Source organism: Mesorhizobium ciceri WSM4083 (assembly GCF_000519305.1).
GTDB lineage: Bacteria > Pseudomonadota > Alphaproteobacteria > Rhizobiales > Rhizobiaceae > Mesorhizobium > Mesorhizobium ciceri_B.
In genome coordinates, this window is the sequence record NZ_KI912610.1 from 1,222,063 (window position 1) to 1,238,687 (window position 16,625).

General features: G+C 63.1%; 21 protein-coding genes. 17 read left to right on the forward strand and 4 right to left on the reverse strand.

Annotation, left to right across the window (positions count from 1 at the left end; genetic code table 11):
* Nucleotides 1-5 precede the first annotated feature (5 nt).
* Nucleotides 6-311, forward strand: coding sequence for an urease subunit beta (locus tag MESCI2_RS0131875; protein WP_027040029.1), 306 nt, complete (start codon nt 6-8; stop codon nt 309-311).
* A gap of 35 nt (nt 312-346) precedes the next feature.
* Here the strand turns inward: MESCI2_RS0131875 and MESCI2_RS0131880 are convergent, their stop codons facing one another.
* Together MESCI2_RS0131880 and MESCI2_RS0131885 are read right to left on the reverse strand one after the other, a co-directional pair.
* A complete protein-coding gene (locus tag MESCI2_RS0131880) occupies nt 347-835 on the reverse strand; it encodes a hypothetical protein (protein WP_027040030.1) in 489 nt (162 codons plus the stop codon).
* A 129-nt stretch (nt 836-964) separates the two neighbouring features.
* Complete coding sequence (locus MESCI2_RS0131885) at nt 965-1,348, reverse strand: hypothetical protein (protein ID WP_027040031.1); 384 nt, start codon at nt 1,346-1,348, stop codon at nt 965-967.
* A gap of 167 nt (nt 1,349-1,515) precedes the next feature.
* Here MESCI2_RS0131885 and ureC point away from each other — a divergent pair, with 167 nt between their 5' ends.
* The 9 genes from ureC to MESCI2_RS0131930 all read left to right on the forward strand — a co-directional run bounded on the left by ureC (nt 1,516) and on the right by MESCI2_RS0131930 (nt 8,158).
* Entirely contained in the window at nt 1,516-3,228 is a 1,713-nt protein-coding gene (ureC, locus tag MESCI2_RS0131890) for an urease subunit alpha (protein ID WP_027040032.1), read from the forward strand.
* Nucleotides 3,229-3,320: 92 nt separating this feature from the next.
* Complete coding sequence (locus MESCI2_RS0131895) at nt 3,321-3,914, forward strand: hypothetical protein (RefSeq protein ID WP_027040033.1); 594 nt, start codon at nt 3,321-3,323, stop codon at nt 3,912-3,914.
* A 43-nt stretch (nt 3,915-3,957) separates the two neighbouring features.
* Nucleotides 3,958-4,563 (forward strand): glutathione S-transferase family protein, encoded by a 606-nt coding sequence (locus tag MESCI2_RS0131900; RefSeq protein WP_027040034.1) that lies wholly within the window; start codon nt 3,958-3,960, stop codon nt 4,561-4,563.
* Nucleotides 4,560-5,153 carry an urease accessory protein UreE gene (gene ureE / locus MESCI2_RS0131905; RefSeq protein WP_027040035.1) on the forward strand — a complete coding sequence of 198 codons (594 nt, stop codon included), beginning with the start codon at nt 4,560-4,562 and terminating at the stop codon, nt 5,151-5,153. The genes MESCI2_RS0131900 and ureE overlap by 4 nt, the downstream gene beginning before the upstream one ends.
* The gene (locus MESCI2_RS0131910; RefSeq protein WP_032901440.1) at nt 5,146-5,817 is read left to right on the forward strand and encodes an urease accessory protein UreF; all 672 of its coding nucleotides are present in this window, start codon (nt 5,146-5,148) and stop codon (nt 5,815-5,817) included. The genes ureE and MESCI2_RS0131910 overlap by 8 nt, the downstream gene beginning before the upstream one ends.
* Nucleotides 5,814-6,254 carry a DUF3995 domain-containing protein gene (locus MESCI2_RS0131915; RefSeq protein ID WP_027040037.1) on the forward strand — a complete coding sequence of 147 codons (441 nt, stop codon included), beginning with the start codon at nt 5,814-5,816 and terminating at the stop codon, nt 6,252-6,254. The genes MESCI2_RS0131910 and MESCI2_RS0131915 overlap by 4 nt, the downstream gene beginning before the upstream one ends.
* Complete coding sequence (ureG, locus tag MESCI2_RS0131920; protein ID WP_027040038.1) at nt 6,251-6,895, forward strand: urease accessory protein UreG; 645 nt, start codon at nt 6,251-6,253, stop codon at nt 6,893-6,895. The genes MESCI2_RS0131915 and ureG overlap by 4 nt, the downstream gene beginning before the upstream one ends.
* Before the next feature lie 81 nt (nt 6,896-6,976).
* On the forward strand, nt 6,977-7,744 hold the full coding sequence (locus tag MESCI2_RS0131925; RefSeq protein WP_027040039.1) for a class II aldolase and adducin N-terminal domain-containing protein: 768 nt from the start codon (nt 6,977-6,979) through the stop codon (nt 7,742-7,744).
* An 81-nt stretch (nt 7,745-7,825) separates the two neighbouring features.
* The gene (locus MESCI2_RS0131930; RefSeq protein ID WP_027040040.1) at nt 7,826-8,158 is read left to right on the forward strand and encodes a hypothetical protein; all 333 of its coding nucleotides are present in this window, start codon (nt 7,826-7,828) and stop codon (nt 8,156-8,158) included.
* A 53-nt stretch (nt 8,159-8,211) separates the two neighbouring features.
* On the opposite strand, the gene MESCI2_RS0131935 is transcribed toward MESCI2_RS0131930, so the two are convergent.
* Nucleotides 8,212-8,844 carry an HAD family hydrolase gene (locus MESCI2_RS0131935; RefSeq protein ID WP_027040041.1) on the reverse strand — a complete coding sequence of 211 codons (633 nt, stop codon included), beginning with the start codon at nt 8,842-8,844 and terminating at the stop codon, nt 8,212-8,214.
* Between the two features lie 258 nt (nt 8,845-9,102).
* On the opposite strand from MESCI2_RS0131935, the gene MESCI2_RS0131940 reads away from it, so the two are divergent.
* Nucleotides 9,103-10,062 carry a sugar-binding transcriptional regulator gene (locus MESCI2_RS0131940; protein ID WP_013528410.1) on the forward strand — a complete coding sequence of 320 codons (960 nt, stop codon included), beginning with the start codon at nt 9,103-9,105 and terminating at the stop codon, nt 10,060-10,062.
* 37 nt (nt 10,063-10,099) lie between these two features.
* Here the strand turns inward: MESCI2_RS0131940 and MESCI2_RS0131945 are convergent, their stop codons facing one another.
* The gene (locus tag MESCI2_RS0131945) at nt 10,100-10,285 is read right to left on the reverse strand and encodes a hypothetical protein (RefSeq protein ID WP_027040042.1); all 186 of its coding nucleotides are present in this window, start codon (nt 10,283-10,285) and stop codon (nt 10,100-10,102) included.
* Between the two features lie 109 nt (nt 10,286-10,394).
* Here MESCI2_RS0131945 and gcvA point away from each other — a divergent pair, with 109 nt between their 5' ends.
* From gcvA to MESCI2_RS0131975, 6 genes are all read left to right on the forward strand, one after another.
* A complete protein-coding gene (gcvA, locus tag MESCI2_RS0131950) occupies nt 10,395-11,300 on the forward strand; it encodes a transcriptional regulator GcvA (protein WP_027040043.1) in 906 nt (301 codons plus the stop codon).
* Between the two features lie 226 nt (nt 11,301-11,526).
* Nucleotides 11,527-12,837: an ABC transporter substrate-binding protein gene (locus MESCI2_RS0131955; RefSeq protein ID WP_027040044.1), complete on the forward strand. Its 1,311-nt coding sequence runs from the start codon at nt 11,527-11,529 to the stop codon at nt 12,835-12,837.
* 124 nt (nt 12,838-12,961) lie between these two features.
* Nucleotides 12,962-13,834 (forward strand): carbohydrate ABC transporter permease, encoded by an 873-nt coding sequence (locus MESCI2_RS0131960; RefSeq protein ID WP_027040045.1) that lies wholly within the window; start codon nt 12,962-12,964, stop codon nt 13,832-13,834.
* Nucleotides 13,835-13,845: 11 nt separating this feature from the next.
* Nucleotides 13,846-14,670: a carbohydrate ABC transporter permease gene (locus MESCI2_RS0131965; protein ID WP_027040046.1), complete on the forward strand. Its 825-nt coding sequence runs from the start codon at nt 13,846-13,848 to the stop codon at nt 14,668-14,670.
* Between the two features lie 69 nt (nt 14,671-14,739).
* Entirely contained in the window at nt 14,740-15,738 is a 999-nt protein-coding gene (locus tag MESCI2_RS0131970; RefSeq protein ID WP_027040047.1) for an ABC transporter ATP-binding protein, read from the forward strand.
* 2 nt (nt 15,739-15,740) lie between these two features.
* Nucleotides 15,741-16,511 carry an L-iditol 2-dehydrogenase gene (locus MESCI2_RS0131975; RefSeq protein ID WP_027040048.1) on the forward strand — a complete coding sequence of 257 codons (771 nt, stop codon included), beginning with the start codon at nt 15,741-15,743 and terminating at the stop codon, nt 16,509-16,511.
* The last annotated feature ends 114 nt before the right edge of the window (nt 16,512-16,625 follow it).

A 16,625-nucleotide genomic window follows, 5' to 3' on the forward strand; every position in this document is an offset into this window, starting at 1 on the left:
TGACCATGATCCCCGGTGAGATCATCACGGTGGGCGGCGACATCGAGCTCAACAAGGGCCTGCCGACCGTCACCCTGAAAGTCGCCAACAGCGGCGACCGGCCGATCCAGGTCGGCAGCCACTACCATTTCTTCGAGACCAATGAGGGGCTGAAATTCGACCGTGAGCGCGCCAGGGGCATGCGCCTCGACATTGCCGCGGGCACGGCCATGCGTTTCGAGCCGGGCCAGGAGCGCGACGTCACGCTGGTGCCGCTCGGCGGCAAGCGCGAGGTCTACGGATTTCAGCAGAAGGTGATGGGCAAGCTGTGAGATCTCAAGCTGTGAGATCTTTCAGCGCGCTCAGCTCAGTTCGATGGCTTGGCCGCGGCGTAGATGACAATCTTCCCGGGATCGTCGAATTCGACGGCGAGGACATCCTGCGCCTGCACGCGCCGCGATTCTATGGCGTTGAACAGCAGCGCGTTGGCCTCGATCTCCTTGCGCAGCTCGGTGATGTCGTCCTGATGCTGCTTGACCTTGCTTTCGATCTCCGGCGGCGGGCCGCCTTCGCTGCGCGCGGCATCGGTGAGGAACACGATGTCGACCTTGTCGAGCTTGGACGTCTTGCGCACCGTACCGATGTTTTCACGCGTCCGGTCGATCGCCGTGTTGACGTTTGCGGCCTCAGTGGTGGCCTTGGTCTCTTCCTGCTTGACCTGCGAGCCAACGATACGGTTGACGGTCTCCGTGCTTTCCAGCCCTTGCGCCTTCAGTCCGGTAGCAGGACCGGCAGCCGCCAGGAACGCCAAGGCGGCGACTGCCTGCATTCTGGTCGAGAAAGAAGTGATCGCCATCGCTCGCTCCTGAGGGAAGTCGTTTCGGGGCGCGGGTTAGCGCGAAAAGAACAAAACGACTCCCGCCCGGCGAAGGTTCCTTTCCCGATGCGGCCGGCCGGCCGGATGCCGGCCCGCCGTGCCGTGGCGTCAGCTCGCCTTCTTGGTGATCAGGGTCAGTGCGCCATTGGGTTCCATACTGGCCGCGACCACCTGAGCAGAGGTCATTCCCTTGGCCTCCAGCGCCGACTTCACCTTGGGCGTGGCGTCGATCGAGCTGCGCAGTTTCTTCAAGCCGTCATCGCCGCGCTGGGCGATCACCTGGTTGACCTGCGTCTGGGTGTCCTTTGGCAGTTCCGTGATGTCGACGATGTTGACGCTCTGGATCGTCGGCACCGCCGGCTGAGCCTGAGGCGTGGCTGGAGCAGGCGTTGCCGGCGCCGGAGTGGGCTGTGGCGCGGGTTGCTGCTGGGCACTGGCGGCGCCCGCCAGCATCAGGCTGGCCGCGGCGGCAAGAACTATCGTTTTGCGCATGGATTTTCCTTTCCATCGATTGGCAAACGGTCGGTCTGGGGTGACCCCCTAACCTCAACCGCCAAATGGGATCAGAAGGTGTCGCCCAGCGGGTCATTGCGTGACCATAGGATGGCAGCAATGTGCAGCATCGCTTCAATCCAACCGCATTTCAGGAGCAATCGCTGATGGCCAGAATTACCCGCGCCGCCTATGCGCAGATGTATGGTCCGACGGTCGGCGACAGAGTGCGGCTTGCCGACACCGAACTGTTCATCGAGGTCGAGAAGGATCTCACCATCCATGGCGAAGAGGTGAAATTCGGCGGCGGCAAGGTGATCCGCGACGGCATGGGCCAGAGCCAGGTTTCCAGGGCGCAAGGCGCCGTCGATACCGTGATCACCAACGCACTGGTGATCGATGCCAGCGCAGGCATCTTCAAGGCCGATATCGGCCTCAGGGACGGCCGCATCGCGGCCATCGGCAAGGCCGGCAATCCGGACACGCAGGATGGCGTCACCATCATCATCGGCCCCGGCACCGAGATCATCGCCGGCGAAGGCAAGATCCTGACATCAGGCGGCTTCGACGCGCATATCCACTTCATCTGCCCGCAGCAGATCGAGGAAGCGCTGATGTCGGGCATCACCACCATGCTCGGCGGCGGCACGGGTCCGGCGCACGGCACGCTGGCCACCACCTGTACGCCGGGGCCATGGCACATGGCCCGCATGATCCAGTCCTTCGATGCCTTCCCGATGAACATCGGCCTGTCTGGCAAGGGCAATGCCTCACTGCCCGCCGCGCTCGAGGAAATGGTGCTGGGCGGCGCCTGCTCGCTGAAGCTGCACGAGGACTGGGGCACGACGCCGGCGGCGATCGATTGCTGCCTGTCGGTTGCCGACGACTACGACGTGCAGGTGATGATCCACACCGACACGCTGAACGAATCCGGCTTTGTCGAGAACACGGTGGCGGCGATCAAGGGCCGCACCATCCACGCCTTCCACACCGAGGGCGCCGGCGGCGGCCACGCGCCCGACATCATCAAGGTCTGCGGCCTGCCCAACGTCATCCCGTCCTCGACCAACCCGACGCGGCCCTACACCGTCAACACGCTGGCCGAGCATCTCGACATGCTGATGGTCTGCCATCATTTGTCGCCGTCGATCCCCGAAGACATCGCCTTCGCCGAAAGCCGCATCCGCAAGGAAACGATCGCGGCGGAAGACATTTTGCATGACATCGGCGCCTTCTCGATCATCTCGTCGGACAGCCAGGCCATGGGCCGCGTCGGCGAAGTCGCAATTCGCACCTGGCAGACCGCCGACAAGATGAAACGCCAGCGCGGCTCGCTGCCGCAGGAGACCGGCAACAACGACAATTTCCGCGTCCGCCGCTACATCGCCAAATACACGATCAACCCGGCCATCGCGCATGGGCTGTCGAAAGATATCGGCTCGATCGCGGTCGGCAAGCGCGCCGACCTGGTGCTGTGGAACCCGGCCTTCTTCGGCGTCAAGCCGGACATGGTGCTGATCGGCGGCATGATCGCCGCAGCACCGATGGGCGATCCCAACGCCTCGATCCCGACGCCGCAGCCGATGCACTACCGGCCGATGTTCGGCGCCTATGGCAAGGCGCGAACCAATTCGTCGGTGACCTTCGTTTCAAAGGCAGCGCTCGAGTCGGGGCTGCATGGCAGGCTTGGCGTCGACAAGCAGTTCGTCGCCGTCGAGAACACCCGCGGCGGCATCGGCAAGCATTCGATGGTGCTCAACGACGCCACGCCGCATATCGAGGTCGATCCCGAAACCTACGAGGTGCGCGCCGACGGTGAGCTTTTGACCTGCGAGCCGGCAACGGTGCTGCCGATGGCGCAGCGGTATTTTCTGTTCTGAAGCGGCGCTTCGACCGGGCGAGCATTATCCGTTGCAGCCCTTAGTGGGAGGCAGCAATATGCGGTCGACCAACAGTTGCATTGTGATCGAGCATGGCCACCGAAATCGCTTCCGCCCACGACATCTTCCCGCATATCCGCATCGTCATGGGCATGGTGATCGGGCTTGGCGTCGCACGCCTGCTGTCGGGCGTGGCGCGCATCGTCCAGCATCCGGGCCAATACCGGCTTTATCCCGTGCATCTGGCCTGGGTCGCTTCGGTGCTGTTGATGCTGGTGCATTTCTGGTGGTGGGAGTTCGGCCTCTACGCCATCGAAACCTGGACCTTCGGCAAATATTTGTTCATCATCTTCTACGCGATCACGCTGTTCCTGCTGTGCGCGCTGTTGTTCCCGGATTCGATGCTGGACTACACCAGCTACGAGGATTTCTTCTATTCGCGCCGCGCCTGGTTCTTCGGCCTGCTGGCGGCGACCTATCTGCTCGACGTGGTCGACACGCTGCTGAAAGGGCCGGAGCATTTCGCCCGCTTCGGCAGCGAGTATCTGTTCCGCACGCCGGTCTTCGTCGCGCTCTGCATCATCGCGATCCTGGTGCGCGATCGCCGCTTCCACATCGCCTTCGTCACGGCGGCGCTTATCTACCAGATATCGTTCATCCTGCGGCTCTTCGACACCATCGTCTGAACGAACGCGATGGTCTAGCTTGTTGGGAAAAGGCAGGGTCGACATGTACAAGGCCGTTGGATCGCGCGGATCCCGGGTCAGCCGCGTTCTCTGGATGCTCGAGGAGCTCGGGCAGCCTTATGAATTCGTCGAGGTTCATCTGCGCTCGCCGGAAGCCTATGCGCTCAACCCATCGGGCAAGGTGCCGATCCTCATCGACGGCGAACTGACGGTGACGGATTCGGCGGCGATCTGCGTTTATCTCGCCGACAAGCACGCGGACAAGGGAATGGGCGCCAATCCGGGTGTCGCCGGCCGGGCCGAGATGGATTCCTGGATGCATTTCGCCCAGAGCGAGTTGGAAGCGCCGCTGTGGAACAAATTGCGCCATCGCTTCCTGCTGCCTAGGGATGTGCGCGTCGATGTCGGTCCTGCGGCGGCTTACGATTTTGCCTCGGAACTGAAGGCGCTGGAGCGGCGGCTGGGCGACAAACCGTTTGCGCTCGGCGATCGGTTTTCCGCTGTCGATGTGCTGCTCGGCGACATGGGCGGCTGGGCTCGCGCCGGCCGATTCCCGGTCGACTCCGAGCGCGTCAACGCCTATTTCGACCGCGTGCTGGCACGGCCCGCCCGTGCACGGGCGCAAGCAAATGGGGGATCCATGAAATGAAGCTCAACCTCAACACCGACTTCACCAAATTCCCGCGCGCCGTCTCCGTACTGTCCGCCGGCAATGCCGGAACCACCCTACCGTCAGGCCGGGCCATACTCGCCCATGACGAGCGGCATCTGCGCCGCCGCGCCATCGAGCTTGCCGACGGCAGCAAGGTGCTGGTCGACCTGCCCGAACCCGTCGCCTTGAACGATGGCGACCGGCTGGTGCTGGAGGATGGCGGCCATGTCGAGATCGTCGCGGCGCCGGAAGAGGTTTATGACATCCGCGCCCGCGACGGCGTGCATCTGGCCGAGCTCGCCTGGCACATCGGCAACCGCCATCTCGCGGCGAGCATCGAGGCCGGACGCATCCTCATCCTGCGCGACCATGTCATCAAGGCGATGCTGGAGGGGCTGGGCGCCACGGTGGCCGACGTTTCCGAACCGTTCAAGCCGGTGCGCGGCGCCTATTCCGGGCATGGCGGGCAAAGCCACGATCACGGCCATGCGCATGCGCACAGCCACGCCGAAGCGCACAGCCATTCTCATGGCGAATCGCATTCCCATTCGCACAGTCACGCCGGCCATCACCACGATCATGACTGACCAGCCTTCGAACATCGCCCTGCTGCGATTGATGGCGTGGCTGTCGCCGGCCTTTCCGATCGGCGGCTTTTCCTACAGCCATGGCCTCGAGCGCGCGGTGCATGACGGGCTGGTTGCCGATGCCGGGAGCCTGGCCGACTGGCTGGAAACGCTTGTCGAGATCGGTTCGGGCTGGAACGACGCCGTGCTGTTCGCCGAGAGCTGGCGCCGGGCACGCGGCGCCGGTGATCTCGATGAAATAGCCGCGCTCGCCGAGGCGCTGGCCGGCTCGCGCGAACGCCATACCGAGACCATGCTGCAGGGTGCGGCCTTCCTCAAAGCGGCGGCGGCCTGGCCTAATCCGGTGCTGGCGCGCCTGCCGGCCGAATGCGCCTATTGCGTCGCCGTCGGCGCCATTGCCGGCGGCAACGGCATCGCGCTTCAGGACGCGCTGTCCGCCTTCCTGCAAACCTTCTTCTCCAACCTCGTCCAGGCCGCGATCCGGCTTGGCATCGTCGGCCAGAGCGGCGCGACCACGTTGTTAGCCGGCTTCGAGCCGCTGGCGCTGGTGACCGCAAGCCGCGCCGCGCGCTCGACATTGGATGATCTCGGCGGCTGCGCCTTCGTTTCCGATGTCATGGCGATGAAGCATGAAACCCAGTATTCGCGACTGTTCCGCTCATGATCCTTCTCGCCTGCTCGCTCTCCTTTGTCCTGCTGCTGATCACCACGCTGCATGTCTATTGGGGCCTTGGCGGCATCTGGCCGGGCCAGGACGCAGCCTCCTGCGCTCGCGCCGTGGTCGGCTTTCGCGGTGTCGATGAGATGCCGACGCCGTTCGCCAGTTTTGCCGTGGCCGCGTGCCTGTGCCTGGCGACACTGTGGCCGCTGGCGCTCGCAGGCGTCTTTGCTTCACCCTTCCCAAAGCAGGGGCTCGCCGCCACTTCGCTGCTCATCGGTCTGGTGTTCCTGGGCCGCGGCATAGTCGGCTTCACGCCATGGTGGCGGCGGCTGGCGCCGGAACAACCTTTCGCGCGGCTCGACCTGCGCTATTACTCGCCGCTGTGCCTGCTGATCGGGCTCGGCTTTGCCATCCTCGCCATCACGGAGTTTCCGACATGACACAGACAAATGGCCCGCTGCGCATCGGCATTGGCGGCCCGGTCGGTTCGGGCAAGACGACGCTGACCGAAAAACTGTGCAAGGCGCTGCGCGACGAGTTTTCCATCGCCGTCGTCACCAACGACATCTACACCAAGGAAGACGCCATGATGCTGGCGCGGCTGCAGGCACTGCCCGAGGACCGCATCATGGGTGTCGAGACCGGCGGCTGCCCGCATACCGCCATCCGCGAGGATGCGTCGATCAATCTGCAGGCAATCGCCGAGATGAACCGAAAGTTTCCGGATCTCGACATCGTCTTCATCGAATCCGGCGGCGACAATCTTGCCGCGACCTTCTCGCCCGACCTCGCCGACCTGACGCTCTATGTCATCTCGGTTTGCCAGGGGGAGGAGATTCCGCGCAAGGGCGGGCCGGCGATCACCCGCTCCGATTTCCTGGTGATCAACAAGAGCGATCTTGCTCCTTACGTGAACGTCAACCTCGATGTCATGGAGAGCGACGCCGGCCGCATGCGCGGAAGACGGCCGTTTGGCTTCACCGACCTGTCGCGCGGCAAGGGGCTGCAGGAGGTGATCGATTTCATCATCGAGCATGGCGGCCTGCGAGCCGGCGCTGCCGCTGCCAGCACGGCGGCGTGAGACAGCCATCCCTGCACCAACCAAAACCGGTTGCGGGGATCGACTGGCCACGGCATTCTTGCCGAAACCGGAGGATTTAGGATGAGCATCGCCCGCCTGCAAAAGGAAACGCTGACCAACCTGCCCTACTATGAGGAGCGCGTCGATCTCGCCTGCGCCTTCCGCTGGACGGCACGGCTCAACATGCACGAGGCGGTGGCCAATCACTTCTCGCTGGCTGTCAATGACGATGGCACACAGTTCCTGATGAACCCCAACCAGGTGCATTTCTCGCGCATCAAGGCGAGCGACCTTCTGATGATCGATGCCAACGATCCAGAAACGCTTTCGGGGCCGAACGCACCCGACCCGACGGCATGGGGCCTGCATGGCGCCATCCATCGCAATGTGCGCCACGCGCGCTGTGTCATGCATGTGCACTCGATCCACGCCACGGTGCTGGCATCGCTCGCTGACTCGACATTGCCGCCGATCGACCAGAATTCGGCGATGTTCTTCAATCGCCATGTCGTCGACGCGCATTATGGCGGGCTGGCCTTCGAGGAGGAGGGCGAGCGCTGCTCGCAGCTTCTCGTCGATCCCAAGGTCAAGGTGATGGTGATGGGCAATCACGGCGTGCTGGTCATCGGCGACACGGTCGCCGATGCCTTCAACCGCATGTTCTATTTCGAACGCGCCGCCGAGACCTACATCAAGGCGCTTTGGACCGGCCGCCCGCTGCGTACGCTTTCCGACGCGATCGCCGAAAAGGCGGCGAGCGAGATGGACGACTATCCCGGCCAGGCCGAACGCCATCTCAGCGAGTTGAAGGCGATCCTCGACGAGCAGGAGCCGGTTTACCGGAATTAGGAGCGGAGACTTCCGCGAGCGAAACTAGTTTGCTGGAAGCGGGAGGGGTCGCCCCATTCGACGCATCGGAAGCAAATTAACATGAAGATAAGGAATAAAGGCCGCAAGAAAGAATACGACGTCTACGCGATTGCGTTTTATACACCTGATGATTGGGTATTTAAGGATCGAGTTGTTTTCTATGTGGCCGAAGATGGTTTTTTCGGCTTAGGCGTAGAAGGATTAAAGGATGTCGAAACAATCGACCCAACTTTGGGCTCAGATTTTAAGTTTCATAATATGGACAATGACAAGGGGTTCATGATGCTTTGGGACCATTTTACAGATATCAACCATCTCGCCCGCTTGATTGATCTTGACCCGGAGACCGTGGCCGCCTTTGAAAAGGCGCGGGCTGCGCGTAGCATCGGCTAGGATCGGTACTTTCGACCTGTAGATGACGTGCAGCGTCTACGTTTGCGAGGCGTTCAAAGCCCCAGCTGCTCCCGCAATTCCTCGGCACTGTTGATGACGATAGCGCCGGGCGGGCCCTCCATCGGCTTTTCCGGCCAGAAGATCGTCTTCATGCCCGCCGCCAGTCCCGCCATGGCGCCCGGCCAGCTGTCGTCGATCGCCACGGCGTGCGCAGGCTCGACATCGGCCAGATAGGCGGCGCGCAGGAACGGCTCGGCATGCGGCTTGCCTTCGCGCACATCGTTGCGGCTGATCGTCTTCATGCCGGGGTAGATCAGGCCGACCATGCTCAGATTGGCGTCGACGATCATCCGGTCCGAATTCGAGACCACGGCCTGCTGGATGCCTCTTGCACGCAGCTCGTTGAAGATCTCGATCGCGCCGGGGCGCGGCTTCAGCCCCTCGACCAACGGCAGATAATGCTCGTATTTGCGCACGATCCAGTCGTCGAAAGGCAGGTCCAGGCCGAACTCGTCGCGCATCATCTCGTAGACCGGCCAGGCGGCGACGCCGAGCACGCGCTCATGCAGATCGTCGGGCGGGACAAGGCCGACATTGCGCATCGCCGCCACCAGGGCTGCTTCGTGCAGCGGTTCGCTGTCGACCAGCGTGCCGTCCATGTCCCAGAAAACCGCTTTCGGCGTCATGCGAGGCTCCTTTTTGCCATCCCTTAAAGGGTTTGAGCCGGGAGATAAACCTTCGGAGCGCAAGAACGTGCCGCCTGCCGGGACCGCGGTTAAGTCTCTTTGGCGATACAGGCATCGTGGGAGACGAGAAACCGGGCCGTGCCTACGCCGAGGAACAGCAAGCAATTGCCCCCGAGATTGACAATTGCACAGCAGGCCGTTCCCTGCCAAAGTGGGCATGGGCCGCTCTCATGACCGGCGGTCTCGGGAGGCAGGACTTTGAATAGCCGGCAGGATGGTGGCAGCAACAGGCTGGACGATGCGGCGCGCGCCGGCTGGCTTTATTATGTTGCCGGCAACACACAGGACCAGATCGCTTCGACGCTTGGCATCTCGCGGCAAACGGCGCAGCGGCTGGTGTCGCTGGCGGTGTCGGAGGGCTTGATCAAGGTTCGCGTCGACCATCCGATCGCCAACTGCCTCGATCTGGCGGCACGGCTGAGATCGCGCTTTGCGCTCGATCTGGTCGAAGTGGTGCCGAGCGATCCCAATTCGTCCTCGACCACGATCGGCATCGCCGAGGCGGCTGCCGCCGAGATCGAGCGGCGGCTGCGGTCACCGACCCCGATCGTCATGGCGATCGGCACCGGGCGCACGCTGAAGGCGGCGATCGAGCAGCTGCCGCCGATGGAATGCCCGCAGCACAAGGTGGTGTCGTTGACCGGCAACATCTCGCCGGACGGCTCGGCCGCCTTCTACAACGTCATCTTCACCATGGCCGACAGGGTCAAGGCGCGCTCCTTCCCGATGCCCTTGCCGGTCATCGCCTCGTCGCCGGAGGAGCGCGAGATGCTGCTCAACCAGCCGATGATCCAGCCGACGCTTGCGCTTGCCGCCGAGGCCGACGTCACCTTCATCGGCATCGGCGACCTCGGCCCCAAGGCGCCGCTCTACGAGGACGGCTTCATTTCGGAGAGCGAATTGAAGGCGCTGCAGAAGGCCGGCGGCATCGCCGAGATCGTCGGCTGGGTGTTCGATAGGGAAGGCCGCATGATCGAAGGCATCACCAACGACCGGGTGTCGTCGGCGTCGCTGCCGTCACGCGAGAAATCGCTGGTCATCGCACTGGCGATGGGCGAACGAAAGCTGCCAGGCATCCTGGCGGCCGCGAACCGGCGGCTGATCAACGGCCTCATCACCGATGAGCGGACCGCCGCCGCCCTGCTGGCCAGCATCTGACCGGAACCACAACTGGTTTGCGATAAAACCAACCGCACTAGCCGTGCCGCCCGAAAGGGTCGTTGCCATCGAGAAAACCGAGATCGCGCTGCAGATGCGGCGACAGGTCCCTGATGTCGAGATGTGCCCTTTTCTTGGCCGCGAACCAGCCGAATCCATCCGTAAGCCACGAAAACCAGCGGTGATCCGGAGCGGGAGTGCATTTTTGCTGCGCCATGGTCATGATCGTCAACCTTCGCTATCCTGACCCGAATGACGGGTTGACTGGGAATGTCGGCCTTGACGGCGGCCTTTGCCAATCGAACGTCGATAAGGACCCATAAGGAGGCTTTATGCCGGACCTCAGCTCTCGGCAGGTTTCACAGCTTCCGCCGCTACAGGCGATCCGGGTGTTCGAAGCGGTGGCGCGGCATCTTTCCTTCACCAAGGCGGCCGAGGAACTTGCCATGACGCAAGCGGCGGTCAGCTATCAGATCAAGGTGCTGGAGGAACGGGTCGGCGCGCCGCTGTTCCTGCGCCGGCCGCGCCAGATCGCACTCACCGAGGCCGGACAGCGCCTCGCGCCGGCGGTCAGCGAAGCCTTTGCCATTCTCGGCCAGGCCTATGCGGCGGCGCGTGGCGGCGCCGATGGATTGCTGTGCGTCACGACGGTGCTGACCTTTGCCTCGAACTGGCTGGCGCACCATCTGGGCTCTTTCCAGATCGCTCATCCTTCCCTTGCCGTGCGGCTCGAAACGTCGAGCCGGCTGACGGATTTCGCCCGCGAGGATGTCGACCTCGCCATTCGGTCGGGCGGCGGCAAATGGCCGGGGCTGGAAGCCTACAAGCTGCTCGATGCCGACTTCACGCCGATGCTGAGCCCGAAGCTCGCGGCAAGCATCGGCGGCGTCAGGGAGCCGGCGGACCTGCTGCGGCTGCCGATCCTCGATCCCGGCGACATCTGGTGGACGCAATGGTTCGAGACTGCCGGCGTGCACTCGCACGATCTTGCCAAGCGGCCCGGCAGCAGCATGGGCGCGCAGGCCTATGAGGCCAATGCGGCGATCGCCGGTCATGGCGTCGCGATCCTGACCAGGGCGCTGTTCAAGGCGGAACTCGCCGACGGGCGCCTGATCCAGCCTTTCGATCTGGTTGGCGACGACGGCCATGCCTATTGGCTGGTCTACCCCGAGGCGCGCCGCAACGTGCCGAAGATCCGTGCCTTCCGCGACTGGCTGCTGGCCGAGATCGCCTGCTGACCGGCAAGCTTCCGGGCTGCACCTGATTCTCGCTGATCTATCCGCTGTTGCCTCACTGTATGCGGCCGGGACGATCCTCGCCTTGGCAGTTTCTGCTCGTCCCGGCCCGCGGTGTCGCCCCGGGTGCTGCGCTGCAGCATCGAATCCGACTTGACATAATTCACACCAAGTGAGTAATTGCCCAAAGCCAAGGCAAATGCTCATCTTGGTTCAAGGGAGGAATTTGATGAAACTTCGCACGCTCACCCTGGGCTTGTTGTCGGCCAGCACGCTTGCGTTCGCCGCACATGCCGAATCCATCACCATCGCCACCGTCAACAATGGCGATATGGTCCGCATGCAAAAGCTGACCGAGGACTTCACCAAGGCGAACCCCGACATCCAGCTCAACTGGGTTACGCTCGAGGAAAACGTGCTGCGCGAGCGCGTCACCACCGACATCGCCACCAAGGGCGGCCAGTACGACGTGATGACCATCGGCACCTATGAGGTTCCGATCTGGGCCAAGCAGAGCTGGCTGCTGCCGCTCGACAAGCTCGGCGACGACTATGACGCCAAGGACATCATCCCGGCCATCGCCGGCGGCCTTTCGGTCGACGGCAAGCTCTATGCCGCGCCCTTCTACGGCGAAAGCTCCTTCGTCATGTACCGCAAGGACCTGATGGAGAAAGCCGGGCTGAAGATGCCCGACGCGCCGACCTGGGACTTCATCAAGCAGGCCGCCGACAAGATGACCGATCGCGCCAATGGCGTGAACGGCGTGTGCCTGCGCGGCAAGGCCGGCTGGGGCGAGAACATGGCTTTCCTGACCGCCATGTCGAATTCCTTCGGCGCGCGCTGGTTCGACGAGAACTGGAAGCCGCAGTTCGATCAGCCGGAATGGAAGAACACGTTGCAGTTCTATGTCGACCTGATGAAGGCCGACGGCCCCGAGGGCGCGTCCTCCAACGGCTTCAACGAAAACCTGGCGCTGTTCCAGCAGGGCAAATGCGGCATGTGGATCGACGCCACGGTCGCCGCGTCCTTCGTTTCGGATCCGAAGAACTCGACCGTCGCCGACAAGGTCGGTTATGCGCTGGCGCCCGACAATGGTCTGGGCAAGCGCGGCAACTGGCTGTGGGCCTGGTCGCTGGCCATTCCCGCCGGCACGCAAAAGGCCGATGCCGCCGAGAAGTTCGTCTCCTGGGCAACCAGCAAGCACTATGCGGAGCTCGTCGCTTCGAAGGAAGGCTGGGCCAACGTTCCTCCGGGCACGCGCTCCTCGCTCTATGCCAACGCCGAGTACCAGAAGGCGGCTCCGTTCGCCAAGATGACGCTGGACTCGATCAATGCCGCCGATCCGACGCATCCGACCGTCAAGCCGGTGCCCTATGTCGGCGTTCAGTTCGTCGCCATCCCTGAGTTCCAGGGTCTTGGCACCACGGTCGGCCAGCTCTTCTCGGCGGCTCTTGCCGGCCAGTCGAGCGTCGACGATGCGCTGAAGCAGGCCCAGGACGCTGCCACCGCGGCAATGACCGAAGGCGGATACATCAAGTAAGGCTCCTCCCGGTGCCGACTGCCGGTCGCCTCCTTGACCGGCAACGGCCGCCCGAGTTCCCAGTTCGGGCGGCCGCCTTTAACGCCTTTTGAAAATTCCGTCTGACCAGTGAAGGGTGACCGTCATGGCTACTCAGCAGACCCGTTCGCTTGCCCGTTTCATGATGGCGCCATCCGTGGTGCTGCTGTTCGTCTGGATGATTGTGCCGCTGGTCATCACCATCTGGTTCTCCTTCCAGCAATACAACCCGCTCAATCCGATCCGCGACGGCTTCGTCGGCTTCTCGAACTACGCGCTGTTCTATTCCAACCCGGCCTTCCTGCAATCGATCCTCAACACGCTCACCCTGGTGGTCAGCGTGCTCCTGATCACGGTGATCGGCGGCATCATGCTGGCGCTGCTGATCGACCAGCCGATGTGGGGCCAGGGCATCGTGCGCATCCTCGTCATCTCACCGTTCTTCGTCATGCCGCCGGTGGCCGCATTGGTCTGGAAGAACATGATCATGCACCCGCAATACGGGGTGTTCGCCGACATAGCCCGCTTCTTCGGGGCCCAGCCGATCGACTGGTTCGGGCAACATCCGATGCTGGCGATCATCATCATCGTCGCCTGGCAGTGGCTGCCTTTCGCGACGCTCATCCTCTTGACCGCGCTGCAGTCGCTCGACGGTGAGCAGAAGGAAGCCGCCGAGATGGACGGCGCCGGTTTCATCAGCCGCTTCATCTATCTGACGCTGCCGCACATGTCGCGCGCCATCACGGTCGTCATCCTGATCCAGACGATCTTCCTCCTCTCCGTCTATGCCGAGATCCTCGTCACCACCAATGGCGGCCCGGGATACGCTTCCACCAACCTGCCTTTCCTCGTCTACCAGAAGGCGTTGCTGGAATTCAAAATCGGCCAGGCATCCGCCGGCGGTGTGATCGCCGTCATTCTCGCCAACATCGTTGCCTTCTTCGCCATGCGCGCCGTCGGCAAGAACCTGGACAAGTAAGGGAGGCTACGATGGCACGCTCAGTCACCACCCAGCACAAGACGATTGCGACAGTTGCCGCCTGGGTCGTCGCCCTGCTGATCTTCTTCCCGATCCTCTACACGATCATCACCTCGTTCAAGTCGGAGCAGGAAGCCATCCAGGGCTTCAGCATCATCCCGTCGGGAACGTTCGAGAGCTATGCCGAGGTTCAGGCGCAAAGCGGCTACTTCAAGTTCTTCTTCAACTCGGTACTGCTCTCTGTTGGCTCGACCATCCTGGCCCTGCTGGTCGCCATACCGGCGGCATGGTCGATGGCCTTCTCGCCGACCAAGCGGACCAAAGACATCTTGATGTGGATGCTGTCCACCAAGATGATGCCCGCGGTCGCGGTGCTGTTCCCGATCTATCTGATCTTCCGCGACACAGGACTGCTCGACAGCCGCATCGGCCTGATGATCATGCTGATGCTGATCAACCTGCCGATCGTGGTGTGGATGCTCTACACTTATTTCCGCGAAATACCGGGCGAAATCCTGGAAGCGGCGCGCATGGACGGCGCTTCGCTGTGGAACGAGATCGTCTATGTGCTGACGCCGATGGCGGTGCCGGGCATCGCCTCGACGATGCTGCTCAACATCATCCTGGCCTGGAACGAGGCGTTCTGGACAATCCGGCTGACGACGACGGAAGCCGCACCGCTGACCGCCTTCATCAGCTCGTTCTCCAGCCCGCAAGGACTGTTCTGGGCCAAGCTTTCGGCCGCCTCGACACTGGCCATCGCGCCGATCCTGATCATGGGCTGGTTCAGCCAGAAGCAGCTGGTTCGCGGCCTGACATTTGGTGCGGTCAAATAATTGGTGGTGCGGTGAAGTAACGGAATTGCCCGAAGCAATCGGCAGAAATAACCCCTCGGGGAGGAAATCATGGGAAACATCACGCTCAAGAACGTCTCCAAATCTTTTGGATCGACGTCCATCATCCCCGGTCTCGACCTGGTGATCGAGAATGGCGAGTTCGTCGTCTTTGTCGGCCCGTCGGGTTGCGGCAAGTCAACGCTGCTGCGCCTGATCGCCGGGCTCGAGGACACCAGCGGCGGCTCCATCAACATCGACGGCCGCGACGTCACCGGCGAGGCCCCGGCCAAGCGCAAGCTGGCCATGGTGTTCCAGTCCTACGCGCTCTATCCGCACATGACGGTGGCCAAGAACATCGGCTTCCCGCTGAAGATGGCCGGCGAGGACAAGGCGACCATCGACAAGAAGGTGGGAGACGCGGCGCGCGTGCTCAACCTGACCAACTATCTCGAACGCCGGCCGGGCCAGCTTTCCGGCGGCCAGCGCCAGCGCGTCGCCATCGGCCGCGCCATCGTGCGTCAGCCGACCGCCTTCCTGTTCGATGAGCCGCTGTCCAATCTCGATGCGGCACTGCGCGGCACCATGCGGCTGGAGATCAGCGAGCTGCACCATCAGCTCAAGACGACCATGATCTACGTCACCCACGATCAGGTCGAAGCCATGACCATGGCCGACAAGATCGTCGTGCTGAACGCCGGCAACATCGAGCAGGTCGGCTCGCCGATGGAGCTCTACAAGACGCCGAAGAACCTGTTCGTCGCCGGCTTCATCGGCTCGCCGAAGATGAACCTGATCGAAGGCGCGCCGGCTGCCAAAAACGGCGCCAAGACCATCGGCATCCGTCCCGAGCACCTGGAGATCTCGACCACGGCGGGCGAATGGAAGGCGGTCGTCGGCGTCGCCGAGCATCTCGGCTCCGACACCTTCCTGCATGTCCAGGCCGATGGCGTCGGTCCGCTGACGGTGCGTGCCGACGGCGAACTCGCCGTCCATCATGGCGACACCATCTACCTGACAGCAGACAAGGCCAAGCTGCATCGCTTCGGCGCCGACGGAAAGGCGATGTGAGCATGAGACTGGCCGGCAAATCCGCGCTGATCACCGGTTCGGCACGCGGCATCGGCAGAGCCTTCGCCGAAGCCTATGCCGGCGAAGGCGCCACCGTCGCCATCGCCGACATCAATCTCGAGGCGGCGCAGAAGACCGCCGCCGAGATTGGCGGCAAGGCCTATGCGGTCAAGCTCGACGTCACCGACCTCGCCTCGATCGAAGCGGCGGTGAAAGCCGTCGAGACCAAGACCGGCGGCCTCGATATCCTGATCAACAACGCCGCACTGTTCGACCTGGCGCCGATCGTCGAGATCACCAAGGCAAGCTACGACAAATTGTTTTCCGTCAATGTCGCCGGCACGCTGTTCATGCTGCAGGCAGCCGCCCGCTCGATGATCGCCGCTGGCCGGGGCGGCAGGATCATCAACATGGCTAGCCAGGCCGGACGCCGCGGCGAGGCACTGGTCGGCGTCTATTGCGCCACCAAGGCCGCCGTCATCTCGCTGACCCAGTCGGCGGGGCTCGACCTGATCAAGCACCGCATCAACGTCAACGCGATTGCCCCTGGTGTCGTCGACGGCGAGCACTGGGATCATGTCGATTCGCTGTTCGCCAAATATGAGAACCGGCCGAAGGGCGAGAAGAAGAAGCTGGTTGGCGAGGCGGTGCCGTATGGCCGCATGGGCACGGCGCAGGACCTTACCGGCATGGCGGTGTTTCTCGCCAGTAGCGACGCCGAATACATCGTCGCCCAGACCTACAATGTCGATGGCGGCCAGTGGATGAGTTGAGGGCGGGGACGGCCCCTGCTCCCCGTCCCTCCGCGGGGAGCAGAGGCCGACATCAGAGGCCGCGCAGCAAGTGCCCCCTTATCCTCTCCCCGACCGGGAGAGGGCGTAACGAAG